Source organism: Nonomuraea sp. NPDC001699, assembly GCF_053596455.1.
The window spans coordinates 154,150-172,977 of the sequence record NZ_JBSFGF010000003.1 but is presented as its reverse complement, the minus strand read 5'-3'; the positions used below and the strand labels follow the sequence as shown (position 1 = coordinate 172,977).

Annotated in this window: 18 protein-coding genes; 10 read left to right on the top strand and 8 right to left on the bottom strand. The window is 70.7% G+C overall.

Annotated features, from left to right (window positions below; translation table 11 throughout):
* The first annotated feature begins 53 nt into the window (after positions 1–53).
* The gene (locus tag ACWCSU_RS10985) at positions 54–1,226 is read left to right on the top strand and encodes an SLC13 family permease (protein WP_449934872.1); all 1,173 of its coding nucleotides are present in this window, start codon (positions 54–56) and stop codon (positions 1,224–1,226) included.
* 13 nt (positions 1,227–1,239) lie between these two features.
* Here the strand turns inward: ACWCSU_RS10985 and ACWCSU_RS10980 are convergent, their stop codons facing one another.
* The 3 genes from ACWCSU_RS10980 to ACWCSU_RS10970 are packed head-to-tail and all read right to left on the bottom strand — an operon-like array spanning position 1,240 to position 3,662.
* On the bottom strand, positions 1,240–2,043 hold the full coding sequence (locus ACWCSU_RS10980; protein ID WP_357704460.1) for an inositol monophosphatase family protein: 804 nt from the start codon (positions 2,041–2,043) through the stop codon (positions 1,240–1,242).
* Between the two features lie 10 nt (positions 2,044–2,053).
* A complete protein-coding gene (locus ACWCSU_RS10975) occupies positions 2,054–2,674 on the bottom strand; it encodes a hypothetical protein (protein WP_449934871.1) in 621 nt (206 codons plus the stop codon).
* A gap of 10 nt (positions 2,675–2,684) precedes the next feature.
* A complete protein-coding gene (locus tag ACWCSU_RS10970; protein WP_357704464.1) occupies positions 2,685–3,662 on the bottom strand; it encodes a hypothetical protein in 978 nt (325 codons plus the stop codon).
* Positions 3,663–3,928: 266 nt separating this feature from the next.
* On the opposite strand from ACWCSU_RS10970, the gene ACWCSU_RS10965 reads away from it, so the two are divergent.
* Positions 3,929–4,813: a PIG-L family deacetylase gene (locus tag ACWCSU_RS10965; RefSeq protein ID WP_449934870.1), complete on the top strand. Its 885-nt coding sequence runs from the start codon at positions 3,929–3,931 to the stop codon at positions 4,811–4,813.
* A gap of 44 nt (positions 4,814–4,857) precedes the next feature.
* On the opposite strand, the gene ACWCSU_RS10960 is transcribed toward ACWCSU_RS10965, so the two are convergent.
* From ACWCSU_RS10960 to ACWCSU_RS10950, 3 genes are read right to left on the bottom strand one after another with little or no spacing between them, the layout of a single operon-like run.
* On the bottom strand, positions 4,858–5,631 hold the full coding sequence (locus tag ACWCSU_RS10960; RefSeq protein ID WP_357704468.1) for a sporulation protein: 774 nt from the start codon (positions 5,629–5,631) through the stop codon (positions 4,858–4,860).
* Positions 5,632–5,640: 9 nt separating this feature from the next.
* Positions 5,641–6,882, bottom strand: a complete 1,242-nt coding sequence (locus ACWCSU_RS10955) for an SPFH domain-containing protein (protein ID WP_357704470.1) — start codon at positions 6,880–6,882, stop codon at positions 5,641–5,643.
* Positions 6,879–8,495, bottom strand: a complete 1,617-nt coding sequence (locus tag ACWCSU_RS10950; protein ID WP_357704472.1) for an SPFH domain-containing protein — start codon at positions 8,493–8,495, stop codon at positions 6,879–6,881. The genes ACWCSU_RS10955 and ACWCSU_RS10950 overlap by 4 nt, the downstream gene beginning before the upstream one ends.
* Positions 8,496–8,636: 141 nt before the next feature.
* Between ACWCSU_RS10950 and ACWCSU_RS10945 the strand changes: the two genes are divergently transcribed.
* The 6 genes from ACWCSU_RS10945 (at position 8,637) to ACWCSU_RS10920 (ending at position 15,095) form a co-directional block, all read left to right on the top strand.
* Positions 8,637–8,870 (top strand): helix-turn-helix transcriptional regulator, encoded by a 234-nt coding sequence (locus ACWCSU_RS10945; RefSeq protein WP_357704474.1) that lies wholly within the window; start codon positions 8,637–8,639, stop codon positions 8,868–8,870.
* 35 nt (positions 8,871–8,905) lie between these two features.
* The gene (uvrB, locus tag ACWCSU_RS10940) at positions 8,906–11,014 is read left to right on the top strand and encodes an excinuclease ABC subunit UvrB (protein WP_357704476.1); all 2,109 of its coding nucleotides are present in this window, start codon (positions 8,906–8,908) and stop codon (positions 11,012–11,014) included.
* 124 nt (positions 11,015–11,138) lie between these two features.
* A complete protein-coding gene (locus ACWCSU_RS10935) occupies positions 11,139–11,762 on the top strand; it encodes a PepSY domain-containing protein (RefSeq protein WP_357704478.1) in 624 nt (207 codons plus the stop codon).
* Between the two features lie 318 nt (positions 11,763–12,080).
* A complete protein-coding gene (locus tag ACWCSU_RS10930) occupies positions 12,081–13,025 on the top strand; it encodes a COX15/CtaA family protein (protein WP_449934869.1) in 945 nt (314 codons plus the stop codon).
* 208 nt (positions 13,026–13,233) lie between these two features.
* Positions 13,234–14,583 carry an alpha/beta hydrolase gene (locus ACWCSU_RS10925; RefSeq protein WP_449934868.1) on the top strand — a complete coding sequence of 450 codons (1,350 nt, stop codon included), beginning with the start codon at positions 13,234–13,236 and terminating at the stop codon, positions 14,581–14,583.
* Between the two features lie 101 nt (positions 14,584–14,684).
* Complete coding sequence (locus tag ACWCSU_RS10920) at positions 14,685–15,095, top strand: VOC family protein (protein ID WP_357704484.1); 411 nt, start codon at positions 14,685–14,687, stop codon at positions 15,093–15,095.
* Positions 15,096–15,123: 28 nt separating this feature from the next.
* Here the strand turns inward: ACWCSU_RS10920 and ACWCSU_RS10915 are convergent, their stop codons facing one another.
* Entirely contained in the window at positions 15,124–15,996 is an 873-nt protein-coding gene (locus ACWCSU_RS10915; RefSeq protein WP_357704486.1) for a serine protein kinase RIO, read from the bottom strand.
* Positions 15,997–16,243: 247 nt separating this feature from the next.
* On the opposite strand from ACWCSU_RS10915, the gene ACWCSU_RS10910 reads away from it, so the two are divergent.
* Positions 16,244–16,801, top strand: coding sequence for a hypothetical protein (locus tag ACWCSU_RS10910; protein ID WP_357704488.1), 558 nt, complete (start codon positions 16,244–16,246; stop codon positions 16,799–16,801).
* Between the two features lie 31 nt (positions 16,802–16,832).
* On the opposite strand, the gene ACWCSU_RS10905 is transcribed toward ACWCSU_RS10910, so the two are convergent.
* Positions 16,833–17,156 carry a transcriptional regulator gene (locus ACWCSU_RS10905; protein ID WP_449934867.1) on the bottom strand — a complete coding sequence of 108 codons (324 nt, stop codon included), beginning with the start codon at positions 17,154–17,156 and terminating at the stop codon, positions 16,833–16,835.
* Positions 17,157–17,291: 135 nt separating this feature from the next.
* On the opposite strand from ACWCSU_RS10905, the gene ACWCSU_RS10900 reads away from it, so the two are divergent.
* Positions 17,292–18,788, top strand: coding sequence for a hypothetical protein (locus tag ACWCSU_RS10900; protein WP_449934866.1), 1,497 nt, complete (start codon positions 17,292–17,294; stop codon positions 18,786–18,788).
* The last annotated feature ends 40 nt before the right edge of the window (positions 18,789–18,828 follow it).

Genomic DNA, 18,828 nt, shown 5'->3' with positions numbered 1-18,828 from the left:
TCAGTATCCACCGAGGAATCGGCGTTTTGGAGTCAGTGTGCGATCATCGTCAAGTGTGGCGGCGTCTGAGCGTGCTCGATCTGATCAGGATCGGGCTGCTTGCTCTCGGTCTGGTCTTCGTGGCGACCGGTCTGCTGCCATGGCGCGACGCCGTGGAGAGCCTCGCTGACATCGGGCCGCTGCTGATCTTCCTGGTCGCCATCATCGTGCTGGCCGAGCTGACCAAGGAGGCGCAGGTCTTCGACGCCATCGCCGCTCGGATGGCGGTGCTCGGCCGCGGCAACTACACCGCACTTTTCTTTCTTTGTACGGCCTTCGCGTCATTTGTCACGATATTTCTGAACCTCGACACCACCGCCGTCCTGCTCACCCCCGTCATGCTGGCCCTGGCGCCCCGGGCCCGCATCGCCGCCCTGCCGCTGGCGATGACCACCATCTGGCTGGCCAACACCGCGAGCCTGCTGCTGCCGGTCTCCAACCTCACCAACCTGCTCAGCATGGAGAAGCTCGGCCTCGACGCCCAGGGCTTCGCCGCCCGCATGTGGGCCCCGCAGCTCGCCTCGATCGCGGTGACGATGGTGTTCCTGTGGGTGTTCTTCTGGCGCCGGGGCGAGCGCCGCGACCTGCGCTACACGCCGCCGGTGCTGGAGCCGGTGGCCGACCGCGTGCTGTTCGGCGCGGCCTCGGCCGGCTGCCTGCTGTTCATCGTCCTGCTGCTGCTCAAGGCGCACGTCGCCGTCGCCGCCACCGCCGCGGCCGTGCTGGTGGTGCTGGCCTTCCTGCTCCGCGCCCGGGGCAGGCTGACCTGGAGCCTGATCCCCTGGCAGCTCGTCGTCTTCGTGACCGGGCTGTTCCTGGTGGTGCCCACGCTCAGCGCCCACGGGCTCGACGCCCTGATGACGTGGATGATCGGTACGGAGGGCGACCCGTACCGGGCGGCGGCGGTGGGCGCGGGCCTGTCCAACGCGATCAACAACCTGCCCGCCTACAAGGCCGTCGAGGCGGTCATCCCGGCCGCCGACCAGGACCACCTCCTGGCCTTGCTGGTGGGCACGAACGTGGGCCCGGTGATCACCCCGTGGGCCTCGCTGGCCACGCTCCTGTGGTTCGAGTCGTGCCGCCGCCACGACGTCGCGGTGCCGCTGCGCCGCTTCCTGCTCACCGGCGCGGGCCTGGCCGTCACCGGGCTGCTGGCCACGGTCTGGGCCCTGGTCACGTTCGGCTGAGCGCCGCGGGCCGTCAGCCGGGCAGCAGCGACATCAGCCCGGGAAGGGCGCGCGGGTGGGCGGCCACGAAGCTGCGGTCCTCGGCCGAGCCGTCGATGCTCTCCTCGAACGGCCCGCCGTCGAGCGCCCTGATCTCGATCCCGGCCTCCTGGGCCAGCAGCGCCCCCGCCGGCAGGTCGACCGCCTCGGCGCGGTAGCCGACGATGCCGTCGATGTCGCCGCGGGCCAGCATCGCCCACGACAGCAGCGGCGCCCACAGTTGCAGCACCCGCCGCGCGCCGACCTCCAGCGCCGCCTTCAACGCCAGCACAGTGGCGTCGCCCCTGTTCACGCCGTACCCCTGGGTCCAGGCCAGCAGCGGGCCGTGCGGGCTGGCCGTGTACGGCGGCGCCAGCCGCGCCCCCGTGGACGCCACCGCCCCCCGCCCCCGGATCGCCGACCACGTCTGGGCCGTCACCGGATCGTGCACCACGCCCAGCACCGGCCGCCCGCCCTGGCACAGCGCCACCCCCACGACGTACGTGGGCAGCCCGATGGCCACGTTGTTGGTGCCGTCGAGCGGGTCGACCAGCCACGTCCACTCGCCGCCCGCCGCGCCGATCAGCCCCGACTCCTCGGCCACGATCGCGTGCGTGGGGTAGGCCGTCAGGATGCGCTCGACCAGCAGTTTCTCCGAGGCCAGGTCGAGATCGGTGACCACGTCCCCGGCGTCGCCCTTGGCCCGGATGCCGACGGCCCCGCGGGTGCCCGCCGCGAGCAGCGCCCCGGCGGCCTGTGCGGCCTCCACGGCCACAGTGCGAGCGTGATCCAGGTCCATCGGGCACCCCTCAGGTCAGGTGGGCGGTGATCAGCCGGACGGCGAGCGCCGTCTCCTCGGCGTCCAGCGGCTCGCGGGGCACGTGGTGGCCGCCCGCCCCGAGGGGGCCGAGCGACAGGTCGCGGCTGCCGGGCCGGCCGCGCCCGAGCGCGATCGTGGCCGCCTCGCCGCCCTCCGGCACCACGCTGCTGTGGAAACGGTCGGCCGACAGCGTGTAGGTGTCGCCGGGCCCGAACAGCTCCACCAGCCCGGTCGCGTGCCGCACGGTGCGGCCGGTGGGCAAGATGCGGTCGCCGTCGGCGCCGCTGACCACCTCGAACACCCGGTGCGTGGCGTCGCTGCCCGCGTCGGTGACCACCGCGTGCACGTTGCGCACCTGGCCGTAGAGCACGTGGCTGACCAGGTCCCAGCTGTGGCAGTGGATCTGCGAGGTGGTGCTCTCGGCGTGCTTGAGCGAGTCGGACCACAGGTGGAGGCATACCCCCTCGCCGCCCTCACGCTCCAGCGGCAGGCAGACGAACCCGAGCGGATGGCGTACGGCCCTGGGGCGCGCGGACCCTCTCAGCACCCCGAGCGCCCACGACCTGGCCTGTCCGTCGCAGACCCGCTGGAAGACCGACCGATAGCTCATGGAGTGGCACTCACGTTCCGTCTCGTCGGAGGGCCGCGGGATGCGCCTCGCCGTACGGGTCGACCGCGCGCAGGGCCTTGCGTGCGATGTCCACGACGTCGCGGCCGTCGTAGGCCTTGGGAAGAGGCACCCCGATGCGACCGAACAGGTCCTGGACCTCCTCGATCGTGGGCTCGTCGCTGAGCGGGGCCTTCTTGTACATGTCCATCGGCACCCGCCGTGCCTGCTCGAAGCTGAGCCGCAGCTCGGTGTCGCAGTTCTCGTAGTAGAACGTGCCGGCCAGCGCGGTCATGGCCCGGTTGGGGTCCTCGACCGTCATGATCAGCCGGGTGGCCGACAGGTCCCACCGGAACGTGGTCATCGACGCCGACAAACCGACCTCGATGTCGAGCAGGCCGTAGCGCTGGCGGTACCAGAAGGCGGCCAGGATCGTCGCGTACGACTCCTTCCTGACCCGGTCGGTCGTCCACGTCTCGCCGGTCGCGTCGGGGGAGTCGGACAGGGAACGCCGGTAGTGGGCGTACGTCTCGCACACCTCGACGTTGGACGGGTCGATCACCTCGACCCGCACCACGAGGTGCCGCTTGTCCCGGCGGGCGGCCGCCACGCACTCGGGCAGGGTGACCGCGCGCAGGTAGGTGCCGGTGCCGCCCTTGAAGCTCCAGCGGGTGGTGTCCTTGCGCGCCTCGGCGTGCATCTGGGCGATCTCCTGCTTGCTGCCCAGCACCCGGACGAGCTGCAGCGCGTCGAGGGCCTTGCGGGTGCCGTGGACGAGCGTCTCGATCTCCTCCAGCCGCGACAGCCGGACGGGGAGCTGGGCCAGCGCGCCGGAGGTGATGGTCTCCTCGACCGGGGCCTGGCGGACGCGGTCGCGCAGCAGGGCGGTGGCCACCAGCGCCATGATGACCAGCGTCGCGGCGTTGACGAGCTGGGTCTGCACGTCGGTCGGCACGATCTTGTCCGGCATGATGCCGAGCACGCCGATCACGACCGCCAGTAAGAGCGCGATAGCGCCGTCGGCGTTCTGGGCAGCCCATGGGGCAGCTCGCTTCAACGCCGCCGTGAACCGTGCCATCGTCCGCCCCACCGTTCGACGATCAGTCAATCCCTAGGTCATCGTAACGACCGTCGGCATGCGACTTCCAGCGCACGGGAAGGAGGTATCTCCTACCCGGGAATGACATGACATCTCCCCCTGGCAGCTCAGGACCGGGGCCTGACCAGGTTCGATACTGGAAGCGCACGGGGGTGGGGATGAAGGGGATCAGGATGTTCGCGGCGGCCGCGCTGGCGCTGGTGCTGGTGGCCGTGCTGGCCTGCCCGGCGCCGCCCGCCGCGGCCTGGACGGAGGCCGGCCGGCCGTCGCGGTGGGAGCGGTTCATGCAGGTCGTGGCCCATCCGGACGACGACCTGCTGTTCATGAGCCCCGACCTGTACGGCGCCGTCCAGTGGCATCTGCCGACGCTGACCGTCTACCTGACCGCCGGCGAGGGCCAGGCCGGCTGGGACGACGACCGCGACCCCGTCGCCTACGCCCGCGACCGCGCGGAGGGCCTGCGGGCCGCGTACGCCTTCCTGGCCGGGCAGCGTGACGTCTGGCGGGTGCGCACGATCATGGCGGCCGGCTTCCCCGTACGTCTGGAGGAGCTGGCCGACAGGCCGGGGGTCAGGCTCGCCTTCGTCGGGCTGCCCGACGGCGGCGACCCGCGCGCCGACGGCGGCCGCGACGCGCTGACCAGGCTGTGGGAGGACCGCTCCTGCGTGCGCCGGTTCGCCTCGGGCCCCGAGCCGCGCTGCGTGGTCAGGAGCGACGTGGTCGGCGTGCTGCGCGCGCTCTACGCCCGGTTCCGCCCGACGGTGCTGCGTACCCTCGACCCGGACCCGCCCAGGAACCGGAAGTTGTGCGACCATCCCGACCACGTGGCCTCGGCCCGCTTCGCCCTGGCCGCGGCGAGCGGCCTGGGGCTGCGGACGGTCTCCTACCGCGGCTATCCGATGACCGGCTGGGCCCCCAACGTCGTGGGGGCGCTGCGTGAGCTCAAGCGCCAGGTCTTCGGCCTCTACCTCGGCCACGACTACCGCGTCGGGCACACCTGGCGCTACCGGGCCTGGACCGAGCGCATGTACCGGGTCCCCTGAGCCGGCCCCTGAGCCGGGACGCCGCCCGGCCCGGGGGACGCCCGCTAGAACCAGCCGCGGCGGCGGGCCATCTGCTCCAGGCCGTGCTGCAACGCCTGGTCGGCCGCGCCGGGGTGGTCGTCGTAGCGCACGGTGAAGCGGTTGTAGGTGTCGTGGCTGGAGGTCAGGAAGCCGCCGCGCTTGTCGGCCTCCAGGATGACGTCCATCTGCCGCGGCCCGGCGATGAACGTCAGCTCCAGCTCGCTGAAGTGCCGCCGCCACTGGCCGCCCGCGTGGTACTCGATCTCCTGGAAGAACGGCATGGTCGAGCCGTACAGCGTGCCGCGCTCCAGGTCGGCCTTCTTGAAGTGGAAGCCCAGCCGGTCGAGGGCGGCGATGACGTGCTCCTGGGCCGGCAGCGGGCTGACGAACAGCGGGTCGAGGTCGCCCTTGTCGATCGCGCCCGCGAGCGCCAGCTCCGTCTGCACGCCGAGCCGCATGCCGTGCAGCGGGTGGCCGCCGATCGCGCTGATCGGCGTCTCCCACGGCACCATGATCTGGAACGGCTGCTGGTGCTGGGCGCCCGAGGCGAGCTGGAACGTCCCGGCCACCTGCTGGCGCAGGAAGCTGTAGGTCGTCTTGTACTCGTTGTCGCCGCTCTCGACCTCCACCACGGCGGTCAGGTCGAGGTAGATGCCCTCGACCTTGTAGTCGGCGCCGCCGCCGCGGAAGTGCACGACGCCGCGCAGCGGCTCGCCGGGGCGCACGGTCGTGTCCGTCAGCATCGTGTCGACCTCGACGCCCGCGCCGAAGGCGGCCATCAACTTGCGGAACACCATGGGTCTCTCCTATGCGGTGGGGGTCTGGCCGTTGACGGCGGCGGGGCCCGTGCCCGAGATGCGGGGGAGCAGCTGGGCCAGGATGAGGGTGGACAGCGCCGAGTCGCCCTGGCCCTGCTGGGTCCGTACGACCAGGGGCTGGGGGGCGTTCTCGGTGAGCTTGGCGCCCACGTCCAGGCGCCGGCGGGCCAGCTCGTACTGCAGCACGGCCCGGTTGTCGCGGTAGGACTCGGCCAGCCTGCGCAGGGCCTTGGCCTCGTTCTCGGCGGCGGTCAGGTCGGCCCTGCCGCGCGCCTCGATCTCCCACGTCACGCGCTGGGCCTCGGTCTCCTGCTCCTCCAGCATGCGCGCCACGTTCTTGCGCGCGGTGTTGTGGGCGGCCTTGACCTCGACCACGCGGGCGTCGCGGGTCTTCTTGGAACGCTCGATCTCCATGAGCAGCGTGTCGATGCGGCGCTTGCGGGTCAGCTCCCACTCGCGCTCGTAGGCCGACAGCTCCTTGGCGACCTTCTCCCGGGTGGCCAGGTGCTGCTGGTACTGGTCGGGGAGCTGGACGTCGGGGATGTTGGCGCCGGTGACGCGCACGCCGTACCGGCCGAGCTGGCGGTTGAGCGCCTCCTGCATGTCGCCGACGTCGGAGCCGCGCAGGTCGTAGGCGCGCTCGGTGTTGACGCGGCGGCTGCGCTGCCGGATCGCGTCCTGGACGGCGCTGGAGAGCACGAGGTCGAAGTTGCCCGCGCCGATCGTCCGGACGAACGCCACCGGGTCCACGATGCGGAACTTCAGGAAGAACTCGATCGACTTCAGCGGCACGTTCTCGGCCGTCGGGCAGGCCACGATCGGCGCCGAGTACGGGATCTCGGTGGAGGTGTCCACGACCGCGTCCACGCGGTCCCACGGCAGCCACAGGTAGTGGCGGCCCGGCGGGAGCGTGCCGGTGATCGCGCCCCAGCGGCTGCGGATGCCGGTGGTGCCCTCCTCGATCTCGATGATCGCCTTGCGCCAGATCGTGACCAGCGCCACGACCAGGAAGAACAGCGCGGCCAGCGCGGCCGGCACGGTGAGTTCGGTGAGCGCGGCCATGCCGGCGAAGTACAGCGCCAGCAGCACCAGCGCCATCCAGGCGAAGCCGCGCCGGTCCTTGGGGATCACGACCGGCACGAGCTGGCCCTGCTCGCCGCCGCGCAGGAGCTGACGGATGTCGGACCAGGAGGCCAGCGACTCCTTGATCTTGGAGAACTCGCGGGTCATCGGACCTCACCCTCGCTCAGGCGGCCGGGCAGCAGGCGCTCGACCGTGCTTTCCAGGTCGTGGTCGGGCTCAGGCGTCGCCTGCGGCTCGCTCACGTCGGCGGCGGCCTTCTTCAGCAGCGCCGCGATCTCGTCCTCGCGGTCGCTGACGCGGGCGGCGATCTCGCCGAGCCGGCCGCGGATGGCGGCCATGTCCTCGGCGGAGAACAGCGCCGCGCCCTTGCCGCCCACGAGCTGCTGGGCCAGGGCCAGGAAGTCGATGTCGGTCTGCTCGCCCACCTGCACCACCTGCGGCAGCCTGGTGGCCACCGACTCCAGCTTGTTCAGCAGGTCCTGCTGGAAGCGGTAGTCGAGGATCTCGGGGGCCTCGGCGGCCGACAGCGCCCGGATGTCCAGGGCCTGGGCCTCCAGGAGCGCGGCGTTGGCGTTGGCCGTGGACTCGGCCTCGACCAGGCGCTGCCTGGCCTGCGCGGTGGCCTGGTGGCTGGCGCGTTCGAGCGCGGTGTCCATGCGGGCCTGGTAGCCGGCGATCTCGGCCTGGATGGCGCTCAGCGTCTCCTGCAGGCCGGCCAGCTCCTTGACCAGGTCGCCCTCGTTCTGCTCCTTGCGCAGCTGGAGCTCGTACTCGTAGGTGTAGGCCTCCTTGGCCACGCGGACCATCTCGGGGGCCGCCAGGTCCATGCGGTACTCCTGGCTGGACGGCTCGGCGTGGGTGATGTTCACGTCGGTGAGCCGTACGGCCGGCAGGAACTGCTGGTTGAGGTTCTCCAGCATGCCGAGGGTGCTCTCGCCCACCAGGTCGTAGATGTCCTCGGCCCGCTGGGCGTAGATCAGGGACCGGGTGACCTCGCTGATGGCGTTCTGCAGCTTGGACTGGAAGCCGCTGACCGAGCCGAGCACGAAGATGAACTCGGCCGGGTTCTCGATCCTGAACTGCAGGAACAGGTCCACGCTGGCCTTGACGCCCTGCTGCGTCGGCGCCTCCCTGATGGGGGCGTTGAAGGGGTACTCGCGGGTGGTGTTGACGATGTAGCTGACCCGCTTCCACGGGTTGAACAGCGTCACCCGGCCCGGGTCGGCGATGTGCACCAGCTTGCCGAACTTGGTGATCAGCGCCTTGCAGCCCTCGGGCACCATCACCACGCTCCTGCGCCACCACAGGAACGCGGCGGCCAGGACCAGCACGACCCAGTAGTGGGGGCCGAAGAAGATGTCGGACCCCGGCACGATGCCGCCGAGCGCGCCGATCAGACCGAGGACCACCAGAACGGTCAGCGGGATGACCACCTTGGCCGTGCTGCCCTTGGGGATCACCACCGGCGAGATGACGTGCATGCCGTTCTCGGCGAAGCTGCGGTTGACGATCTCGCCGGCCTCGTTCAGCGAGGCGGACCTGGCCTCGATCAGCGTGCCGACGGAGACGCCGCCGTCGCGGGCGGCGGCGAAGTCGTGCGGGTTGAGCGCGAAGCCGGGGGCCTGGCCGGTGAGCTGGCCGGCCTGCTCGGTGACCTGTCCGATCGCCTGGCTCATCGCCTGCCGCACGTCACCTCCTTGAGCGACCGCTTGGGCTATGCCCTGACCTGCCTGGATCAGTGCCTCTCGGGGTCGTGACATCGAACCTTCCTTTTCCGCTACAGGCGAATACGACCGTATCGGGTATGGCTTGCTGTTCGCTTGCAATGTGTCGTCATATGCCTGTTACGCCCCATAGTGGATGTGCTATGGATGAAGCAGACCTACTACGCGGGGTGATCAATGAGCGGGACGGTCCACAACCGCATCGCGCTGCTGCGCGCCGAGCGCGGAGTGACCCGCAGGCAGCTCGCCGACGCCGTGGAGGTCCATTACCAGACCGTCGGGTACCTGGAGCGGGGCGAGTACAGCCCGAGCCTTTACCTGGCGTTGCGCATATCCGCGTACTTCGGGGTGCCGGTCGAGGTGGTCTTCTCCACCACTCCGTTCCCCCGGATCGGGGAGCCCGCGGCCTGACGGTTTCTGTCGGTGGCGCCGCCTACAGTGGCAGCATGCGTCCGGTCACAGATTTGCAGCGGAAGGTGGCGCCCTTCGAGGTCGTCACCGAGATGACTCCATCCGGCGACCAGCCGACGGCCATCGCCGAGCTGGAGCGCCGCGTCAAGGCCGGGGAGAAGGACAACGTCCTGCTCGGCGCCACCGGCACCGGCAAGACGGCCACGATCGCCTGGCTGATCGAGCGGTTGCAGCGGCCCGCGCTGGTCATGCAGCCCAACAAGACGCTCGCCGCCCAGTTCGCCAACGAGCTGCGCGAGATGCTGCCCAACAACGCGGTCGAGTATTTCGTCTCCTACTACGACTACTACCAGCCCGAGGCGTACGTGCCGCAGAGCGACACGTACATCGAGAAGGACTCCTCGATCAACGACGAGGTCGAGCGGCTGCGCCACTCGGCCACCAACTCGCTGCTCACCCGCCGCGACACCATCGTGGTCGCCTCCGTCTCGTGCATCTACGGCCTGGGCACCCCGCAGGAGTACGTCGACCGCATGGCCAGGCTCCGCGTCGGCATGGAGGTCGACCGCGACCAGCTCCTGCGCCGCCTGGTCGACATGCAGTACACGCGCAACGACCTGGCCTTCACCCGGGGCACGTTCCGGGTGCGCGGCGACACGATCGAGATCATCCCGAAGTACGAAGAGCTGGCCGTGCGCATCGAGATGTTCGGCGACGAGATCGAGAAGCTCGCCACCATGCACCCGCTGACCGGCGAGGTCATCACCGAGGACGAAGAGCTCTACATCTTCCCCGCCTCCCACTACATCGCCGGCGAGGAGCGCATGGCGGCGGCCGTGGCCGGCATCGAGTCCGAGCTGGCCGCGCGGTTGTCGGAGCTGGAGCGGCAGGGCAAGCTGCTGGAGGCCCAGCGGCTGCGCATGCGCACCACCTACGACATCGAGATGATGCGCCAGATCGGCACCTGCTCCGGCATCGAGAACTATTCCCGCCACCTCGACGGCCGCGCCGCCGGCACCGCGCCCAACACGCTGCTCGACTACTTCCCCGAAGACTTCCTCCTGGTCCTCGACGAGTCCCACCAGACCGTGCCGCAGATCGGCGCGATGTACGAGGGTGACGCCTCGCGCAAGCGCACGCTGGTCGACCACGGGTTCCGGCTGCCGTCCGCGCTGGACAACCGGCCGCTGAAGTGGGAGGAGTTCCTGGAGCGCATCGGGCAGACGGTCTACCTGTCGGCCACGCCGGGCTCGTACGAGCTGGGGCGGGTCAAGGGCGACGTCGTCGAGCAGGTCATCCGGCCCACCGGCCTGGTCGACCCCGAGATCGTCGTCAAACCCACCAAGGGGCAGATCGACGACCTGGTCCACGAGATCCGCGAGCGCGCCGACCGCGACGAGCGCGTCCTGGTCACCACGCTGACCAAGAAGATGTCCGAAGACCTGACCGACTATCTCCTTGAGCTTGGCATCCGGGTCCGCTACCTCCACAGCGAGGTCGACACGCTGCGCCGCATCGAGCTGCTGCGCGAGCTGCGCATCGGTGAGTTCGACGTGCTGGTCGGCATCAACCTGCTGCGCGAGGGCCTCGACCTGCCCGAGGTGTCGCTGGTGGCCATCCTCGACGCCGACAAGGAGGGCTTCCTGCGCTCGGAGACCTCCCTGATCCAGACGATCGGCCGCGCCGCCCGTAACGTGTCCGGCCAGGTCCACATGTACGCCGACAAGATCACGCCGTCGATGGAGCGGGCCATCGACGAGACCAACCGGCGGCGGGCCAAGCAGATGGCCTACAACGAGGCCAACGGCATCGACCCGCAGCCGCTGCGCAAGAAGATCGCCGACATCCTCGACTCCCTCCAGCGCGAGGACGCCGACACCGACAAGCTGCTGGGCGGCGGCCGTCAGCAGTCGCGCGGCAAGGCCCCGGTGCCGGGCTTCGCCGCCCGCCAGGCCGGCCAGCACGCCAAGGCCATCGCGGGCGAGATGCCGCGGGCGCAGATGGAGTCGCTGATCGAGTCGCTCACCGAGCAGATGCACCAGTCGGCCGCCGACCTCCAGTTCGAGGTGGCCGCGCGGCTGCGCGACGAGATCAAGGAGCTCAAGCGCGAGCTCCGGGACATGCGCGAAGCGGGCGTCCAGTAGGAGGCGCGGGGGCGACGGCTCGCCCTTGCCCGCCTGGCTTTGTCGGTCCGCGTCGGCCGGGAGTGTTGGCCCAGGGTTCTGACCTGCGGGAATGAAGGCGGAATCCTGGGGCAGCGATCCTGGTATGAACAAGTCGATCATCGGGGCTCTGGTCGGGGCGGCGGTGCTCGCCGCCGGCTGCGGCGCCGTACGGGAAGTCGGCCAGTTCGTCGAACCGACACCGGGTTCCACCATGGGAAGCCCGTCTCCGTCGATGGAGAGCCCGCCCGCCACGGGGACCATGTCCCCCTCGCCGGGTAGCACGTCCACGATGAAGCCGGGGGCCGGAGAGCTGAAGGAGGCCGCCAAGGTCGCCATGGCCGCGGTGCCCGGGTCCAAGGTCGTCTCCGTCGAGAGCGAGGAGAACGGCAAGATCTGGCAGGTCGAGGTCGTCGGCTCCGACGGCACCGAACACCAGGTCGACGTGGAGGCAGGCAAGGTCGTCAAGGGGCCCACGGCCAAGCAGGAGGACGAGCAGGAGAAGGCCAAGATGCGGGCCCGCATCGACGCGGCCAAGCTCGACTACGCCCAGGCCGCCGACAAGATCGCCGCCGCCGTACCGGAGGGACGCGTCACCGAGCTGAAGCTCGAAACCGAGAACGGCAAGACCGTCTGGAAGTCCGACGTGATGACCCCGGACGGGACCAAGCACGAGGTGATGGTCGACGCCGCCACCGGTGAACTCACCAAGAAGAACGAAACCAGCTGACCCACGGGGGATCAGGCCACCTCTGCCCGAACGGCGGAGGTGGCCGCCCGCGGCCCGGCACCACCCTCCGCGGCCCTGACTCCACCGCCCGCGGCCCGGCTCCACCGCCCGCGGCCCGGCATCGCCGTCCGCTGCCCGGCACCACCGCCCGCGGCCCGGCTCCACCGTCCGTCGTCCGGTCGTCGCCGTTCGCCCGGCTTCACCGCTCGCGCGCCGGGGGTGGCGGGGTGCTCTACGGGTTGTAGAGTAAATTCTTGATCGCGTTTTCGGCCGCCCTGGGCGGCGGTTCGTCGAGCAGCAGAGAGACCTCTTTCCCCCATGATCACTCCCTTCCAATGGCTCGCCGCCCGGGTCGGCTTCGAGCGCGTGGCCCTGCGACGGGCCGCGGGCGCGGCGCTGGCGACCAGCCTGATGATCATCGTGACCGGCGGAGTCGTCCGGCTGACCGGGTCCGGGCTGGGCTGTGACGGGTGGCCCCGCTGCTCGGAGGCCGGTTTCGCGGCCACGCCCGAGCTCGGCGTCCACGGCGCGATCGAGTTCGGCAACCGGGTGCTGTCCGGGGTCGTGTGCGTGGCCGTCGGCTGGCTCATCGTCGTCGCCCGGCTGCAGCGCCGTCCCGTGCCCGAGCTGACCCGGTGGGGGTGGGCGCAGTTCTGGATCGTCATGCTGAACGCGGTCGTCGGCGGGCTCACCGTGTGGGCGCGGCTGAGCCCGTACCTCGTCACCGCGCACTTCCTGGCCGCCGTGCTGTTCCTGACCACCACCACGGTCGTCTGGCACAAGGCGCGACGGCTCGACCGGCCCGCGCGGCCCCTGTCCGCGCCGATGGGCCGCCTTCCGGTGGCGCTGGTCACGTCCGTGGCGGTGCTGATCGTGGCGGGCACGATCGTCACCGGCACCGGGCCGCACGCGGGTGACTCCTCCGACGTGCCGCGCATGCCGTTCAACTGGACGGCGCTCACCTGGCTGCACGGTGCGGCCGCCGCGCTCAGCCTCGGGCTCGCCGTCGCCCTGTGGCTCAGGACGCGCCGCGAGCCGGGTTCGGCCGCTCACCGGCGAACCACACTGTTCCTCGCCGTGCTGCTCGCCCAGGGGCTCGTCGGCCTGACGCAGATCGTGACGGACCTGCCCGAGGTCGTCGTCCTCGTCCATCTGCTCGGCTCGGCGCTCGTGTGGGTGGGTGCGGTGCGCGTCCTCCTCGACACCCGGCCCGCGGCGGCGGGCGAGCGGGAATCGGCCCCGCTCGCCGACGCGCGCGCCTGATCCGCTGATTCTTCTGTCAGGACTTCCAAGAGCCGTACCCGATGAACCATCGTCCGTTCGGCCGAGGCGGCAGGCCGAAAGGCCGATGACGGAGGCCGGTGAGCGGGAGACGATCTAGATCATGAAATGGACCCCCCTCATCACAGGCTTGGCGCTGATCGCGATGGCGGTCCCGGCAACACCCGCCGCCGCGACCCAATCAGCAGGCGTGAGCAGTACAGACGCGATCGACTGGCGAGCCTGCGGGACGGAGCCGGGAGCCGAGTGCGGCACCCTTGCCGTGCCGGTGGACTGGGCGCAGCCGGACGGACCGCAGATCTCGCTGAACATGACCCGACGCAAGGCCACCGGACAACGGATCGGAGCGCTGTTCTACAACCCGGGCGGACCAGGGACGGGTGCGGCCGACCTGGTGCGGGACTGGGCCCCGTACTACTTCTCCGACGAGCTGCGCGAGCGGTTCGACATCGTCGGGATCGATCCGCGCGGGGTCGGCGGCAGCGAGCAGATCTCCTGCGGGAAGGCGGTGCACGATCCGGCCGTCACGCAGTTCCCTGAGACGCGGCGGGAGTATGACCGGCTCGTCGCGCACAACCGGGCCGTGGGCGACAGTTGCGGGCCGTTGATCCGGCACATGGACACCGGGAGCGTGGCACGGGACTTCGACGCGGTGCGGGCCGCGCTGGGCGAGGAGCAGATCAGCTACCTGGGACGGTCCTACGGGAGCATGCTGGGGACCGAGTACGCGCGGCGGTTCCCCGGCCGGGTGCGGGCGATGGCTCTGGACGGGATCGTCGATCACGGGATGAGCTCGCGCCGGATGGTGCGCGATGCCGCGGCGGCGGTGGAGGACGGGTTCGGCCGGTTCGCCGGTTGGTGCGAGCGGACGCAGGAATGCGAGCTGCACGGCCGGTCCGTACCGCAGGTGTGGGACGCGCTGGTCACCAAGGCGGAGAAGACGCCGATCCCGGTGACCGGCGGGCGGCCGCTGACGGCGGACGAACTGCGCTACGTCGCCTACGCGATGCTCACGATGGCCCCCGACTTCAACGGCGGTCTGGCCCGGGGCATCGTTCAGGCGGAGCAGGGCGATGCGGTGATCTTCGGGCAGATGCGGGCCGAGGCGCTGGACAACCCTGCGACGACCTCGGCCTACCGGGCGGTCCTGTGCCAGGACATCGACCCTGAGATCAACGCATTCGCGCAGCTCAGGACGCGGGCTCGGGACGTCGCGCGGAGGGCCCCGCACATGCGCGGGATGTCGGAGTTCTGGGACATGACGACCGGATGCGTGGGATGGCCCGTCCCGCCGTCCAACCCGCAGCGGCCGGTGCACATCACCCAGGCGCCGCCCGTTCTGCTGGTCGGGAACACGCATGATCCCGCAACGCCGCTCGCCTGGGCCAAGAGCCTGGCCAGGGGCATCAAGGGGTCACAGGTGCTGACCTACGACGGCGACGGGCACACCTCATATCTGCGCAACGCCTGCGCGACCGGGAGCATCGACCGCTACCTGGTCTCCGGGACGCTTCCCGTGCCCGGCACGGTCTGCCGCTGAACCCTGCGAGGCCTGCGGGTTCCCGGCTCGCCCCAGCTCCCTCGGGGCGGCCGTGTCCAGGCAACGTCCCCGCGTATCTGATCTTGTGACAGGATCGCGGGATGCTGCGACTCACCGACTTCATCATCGACTGCCCGGACGCGATGAAACTGGCGGCCTTCTACTCCGAGGTGACGGGTCGCCCGATCAAGGAAGGCAGCCACGCGAACTGGGCCGGTATCAAGTTCGGCGAAGTCGAGCTGGCCTTCAACCCGGTGGAGGACTACCGCGCCCCGCAGTGGCCCGACAGCGAGCACCCCAAGCAGTTCCACCTCGACTTCGAGGTCGACGACGTCGAGGCGGAACAGAGCCGCGTGCTGGCCCTCGGCGCGTCCTTGCACCACGACTCCATCGGCCCCGACGGCTACGGCTGGCGCGTCTACACCGACCCGGTCGGCCACCCCTTCTGCCTCTGCCGCAACAAGGGTGTCGTCTGGACCGACCAGGGCCTCATCTGGCCCGAGCGCGCCTAGCCGCTTCGCGGACGACGGCTCCGGCCGGTCACGTCCGGCCGGACGCCTTGCGGAGGAGGGCGGCGAGCGCGTCGGGGTCCGCGGCGGCCACGCCCTTCGACGCGAACCACGTGGCCACGTTGCGGGCGTCCCGTTCCAGGTACGACGGGCCCGCGGGGTGGGCGATCACGTCCACGATCTGCGGCAGGTCGATGATCACCAGCCGCCCTTCGTGCACCAGCAGGTTGTACGGCGACAGGTCCCCGTGCGCCAGCCCCTCCCCGGCCATCGTCACCATGGCGTCCACGAGCTGCCGCCATAGGTCGTCGAGGCCGTCGGTGACCTGGGCCAGGCGCGGGGCGGCGTACCCGTCGGGGCTGCCGACGAACTCCTGGAGGATCTCCGTCCCCAGGATCTGCACCGGGTACGGCACCGGCACCCCCAGCTCCCAGAGCCGGCAGAGCGCCCCGAACTCGGCCACCGCCCACTGCGCGGCGATCACCTGCTTGCCGAAGGCGGTGCGGTTGGCCATGGCCCGGTTCATCCGGCTCTCGCGGGCCCTGCGTCCCTCCAGGTAGCCGGAGTCGCGGTGGAACAGGCGGTGCTCGGAGGAGCGGTAGCGCTTGGCCGCCAGCAGGCAGACCCGGTCGGTGCCGGGCACGCCGCGCGAGATCAGGTGGACGTCGGCCTCCTTGCCCGTCTTGAGCAGGCCGTGCTCGGTGTCGACGGCGGCCAGCTCGGTGATCAGCCAGCCGGGGTACGGCTTCGGCCCCTTCTCGGTGGGTGTGCTCTGGTCCCAGGTGGACCAGCGGTCGCCCTCGGGCGGGCCGTCATCGGTCTCGGGGGTGGCTTCGAGCCATTCGATGTCGTCGGCGTCGAGCGCGAACTTGCCACGGCGGCGGTGTTGCGAGTGCTTGGGCACGGTGAGATCTCCAGTATCGAGGCCCACCGGCTCGCCGAACGGATCAGGTCAGCGGACGCCCGGTGGGAAGGTCTGAGGTCGCGGAAAACGGCACGCGGGCAACGGTCGTCACGGTCTCAGCCTCCCTTCGCGTCGCTCTGATCAACGCCGTCGAGTATGCCGTGTCCGGCACGGCCCTCGCAAACGAATAACCGGCGGCCCGATAATTGCGATGCGTCCTGACCTGCCTGGCTTGTACGGTGCGGGCATGCGGCAGTGCGAGATGTGTGGATACCAGGAGCCCGCCGGCGCGCCGGACTGCGAACGCTGCGCCGGCCTGGTGGACGAACTGGTCGAGGAGGGCTGGCGTGCCTTCCTGCGCGAGCAGTTCGGCACCGTCGAGCCCCGGGACGAGCGGGAGATCGCCCGCATGGTGGTCGACGAGCCCGACAAACACCCGTGGCGGGTCGTGGACGCCGCCTACGACCGTCTGACGTGCACCGAGTGCGGTAACCGGCTGAGCCGCGGTCCGGCCGGATGCTCCGCCTGCGACCTCGCGAACGGCTTCCGCTACTCGGCCGTCGAGATCGACCGGCCCGGCGTGTCGCCCGGCAACGAGCACGCGCTACGGGTCAACGTGGCCGTGACGCGCCGCCCGTACGGGATCGCGGCGTCGGAGGTGCTGGTGCGCCGGCTCTCGCTGCCACTGCTGATCGAGGGCCGCCTGCCCACGACGGCCCAGGCCCAGGCCACCAAGGCGCTGGTACGCAAGGGCGCCACGGAAGAGGAACTGGCCGCCGCGATCTACGCGGGCTGGGGCAGCTGAGCGTGCCGCGTGGCCGGGCCCGGCGGGCCCGTCACTGCTGGTCGGCGGCGGGCCGGTCGGCGGAGTCGCGGGCGAGGGCGACGATCCGCTCCAGGGCCGCCGCGTGCCGCTGGAAGGCCGACCGTCCCCGCGGGGCGAGCTGCACGTACGTCCGCCGCGCCCGCTTGTCCCGGCCCCTGCGGACGACCACGTGTCCGGCGGCGGCCAGCGCGGAGACCTGCTTGGACAGCGCCGAGTCGCCGGTGCCGACAGAGTTCCTGAGGAAGTCGAAGTCGACCCGTTCGGCCGGAGCCGGCAGCGCCACGGCCGACAGCCGCGCCGGGACGTGCAGGAACTCGTCGAAGAGCGGATCCATCAGGCGGCCCCACCTTCCTCTTGGAAAAGCCGTCGGTGCCGAACCGCCTGGCGCCGGAGGTGAGACATGTCTCTTTGATCTCCGGTGCCGGCGGAACTAGGGTCGCTGCATGGTCAAGGCCAGAGGTGACAAACCGTGATCGGCCGCGCAAAGCTCGCCCTGGGGCGGCCGCTCGGGCGTGAGGGCCAGGGGATGGTCCACGAGGAGCTCAGCGGCAGGATCAACGGCCGGCCGGGCGTCGCGTACAAGGAGATCGACTACGACGTCCGACCGGGCCTCGACGTCGCCGTCCTCACCGCGATGACCCAGCTGAACGGCCGGCTCTCCCCGTCCGACGCCGCCTGGCTGGAGGAGCGCGCGGCCTGGCCGGCCGAACTGGTGGAGGAGAACGGCGCCGTCGTCGGCTTCCTGATGCGGACCGTGCCTCAGCGGTTCTTCCGCGAGACGCCCGGTCCGTCCGGCGCCGTGCGCCGGCTCGCGACCGTCGACCGCCTGTTCGGCCGGGAGGACGTCACCGACCGCGACCGCCTGCTGATCCTGGCCGATCTCGCCGACACGCTCGCCCGCCTGCACACGATGGGCGTCGTCGTCGGCGACCTGTCCCCTGAGAACGTGCTGTTCACGACGGAACCCCGGCCGGGATGTTTCCTCATCGGCTGCGACGCGATGGGGCTGGGTGCGGCGCGGGCGCTGCCGTCGTTGGAGACGCCGCCCGACCGGCGGATTCCCGCCGGGGAGCAGCCAGGGACGCCGCAGGGTGACGCCTACCAGTTCGCGCTGCTGGCCATCCGCGTCTTCGCCCGTGACCCGTCCACCACCGACGTGTCCGCGTTGGCCGCCGTCCGTCCCGGTCTGGCGGAGTTCGCCATGGCCGCGCTCGACCAGCCCCCGTTCAGCCGTCCCATGCCCGCGCAGTGGGCCACGCGATTACGCGAGGCCGCGCAGTCCGTCTCGCCGCCTGTCCGGCAGGCCGAGGCGGCTTCGGGTTCCGGCCGGTCCAAAATGGTCGGCATCGGAGCTGCGGCGGGGGCGGTCGTGCTGGTGCTGCTCGCGGTGGTCGGGAAGAACGTGATCAAGAACAACGTGCGCGAGACCCTGACCGGTTCTTCGCGGGCCACGAGCGAGTCCGCCGAGACGTCCTCGTCGTTCCCCGCGCCCACCGACGTCCCCACCCAGGCACCCACCACCCAGGCACCATCCACTGTGGCCCCCACTGTGGCCCCCACTGCGGCCCCGAGCGAGCCGGTGGCCGACTTCAAGGTCGGCGACTGCCTGTCCGGCCTGCCGAACGCGCCGGTGACCGACAGTTGCAAGCAGGGCGCGCCCTACCGGGTGGCCGCCATCACCACTCCCTCCGGGTTATGCAACGGTACGACCAACCACCGCTACCTCATCCACAACGACGTGCTGTACTGCCTGGCGTACCAGTTCGGGCGGAACTACTGCTACAAGTGGTCAAAGAACGATGAATTCGTGGACTTCGCTCGCAAATGCCGAGCGCCGAAGACGTTCACCGTGCGGCGCGTCCTGCGGGGGAACGCCGACAAGGACGCCACCGCTTGCGATGGAGTGGCCAGACATTCCTGGACGTGGCCCGTCCCCGCGCTGACCATCTGCGTCGACAAGTACTGACCTCTCGACGCACGCGCCCGGCCGGCAGCGATGAGTTCGG

Coding starts and splice junctions, on each gene's coding strand:
- ACWCSU_RS10950 (WP_357704472.1), bottom strand. CDS start 8,495: ATGTCACGACCCCGAGAGGCACTGATCCAGGCAGGTCAGGGCATAGCC.
- ACWCSU_RS10965 (WP_449934870.1), top strand. CDS start 3,929: ATGAAGGGGATCAGGATGTTCGCGGCGGCCGCGCTGGCGCTGGTGCTG.
- ACWCSU_RS10905 (WP_449934867.1), bottom strand. CDS start 17,156: ATGGATCCGCTCTTCGACGAGTTCCTGCACGTCCCGGCGCGGCTGTCG.
- uvrB (WP_357704476.1), top strand. CDS start 8,906: ATGCGTCCGGTCACAGATTTGCAGCGGAAGGTGGCGCCCTTCGAGGTC.
- ACWCSU_RS10975 (WP_449934871.1), bottom strand. CDS start 2,674: ATGAGCTATCGGTCGGTCTTCCAGCGGGTCTGCGACGGACAGGCCAGG.
- ACWCSU_RS10980 (WP_357704460.1), bottom strand. CDS start 2,043: ATGGACCTGGATCACGCTCGCACTGTGGCCGTGGAGGCCGCACAGGCC.
- ACWCSU_RS10930 (WP_449934869.1), top strand. CDS start 12,081: ATGATCACTCCCTTCCAATGGCTCGCCGCCCGGGTCGGCTTCGAGCGC.
- ACWCSU_RS10910 (WP_357704488.1), top strand. CDS start 16,244: ATGCGGCAGTGCGAGATGTGTGGATACCAGGAGCCCGCCGGCGCGCCG.
- ACWCSU_RS10945 (WP_357704474.1), top strand. CDS start 8,637: ATGAGCGGGACGGTCCACAACCGCATCGCGCTGCTGCGCGCCGAGCGC.
- ACWCSU_RS10920 (WP_357704484.1), top strand. CDS start 14,685: ATGCTGCGACTCACCGACTTCATCATCGACTGCCCGGACGCGATGAAA.
- ACWCSU_RS10960 (WP_357704468.1), bottom strand. CDS start 5,631: ATGGTGTTCCGCAAGTTGATGGCCGCCTTCGGCGCGGGCGTCGAGGTC.
- ACWCSU_RS10935 (WP_357704478.1), top strand. CDS start 11,139: ATGAACAAGTCGATCATCGGGGCTCTGGTCGGGGCGGCGGTGCTCGCC.
- ACWCSU_RS10955 (WP_357704470.1), bottom strand. CDS start 6,882: ATGACCCGCGAGTTCTCCAAGATCAAGGAGTCGCTGGCCTCCTGGTCC.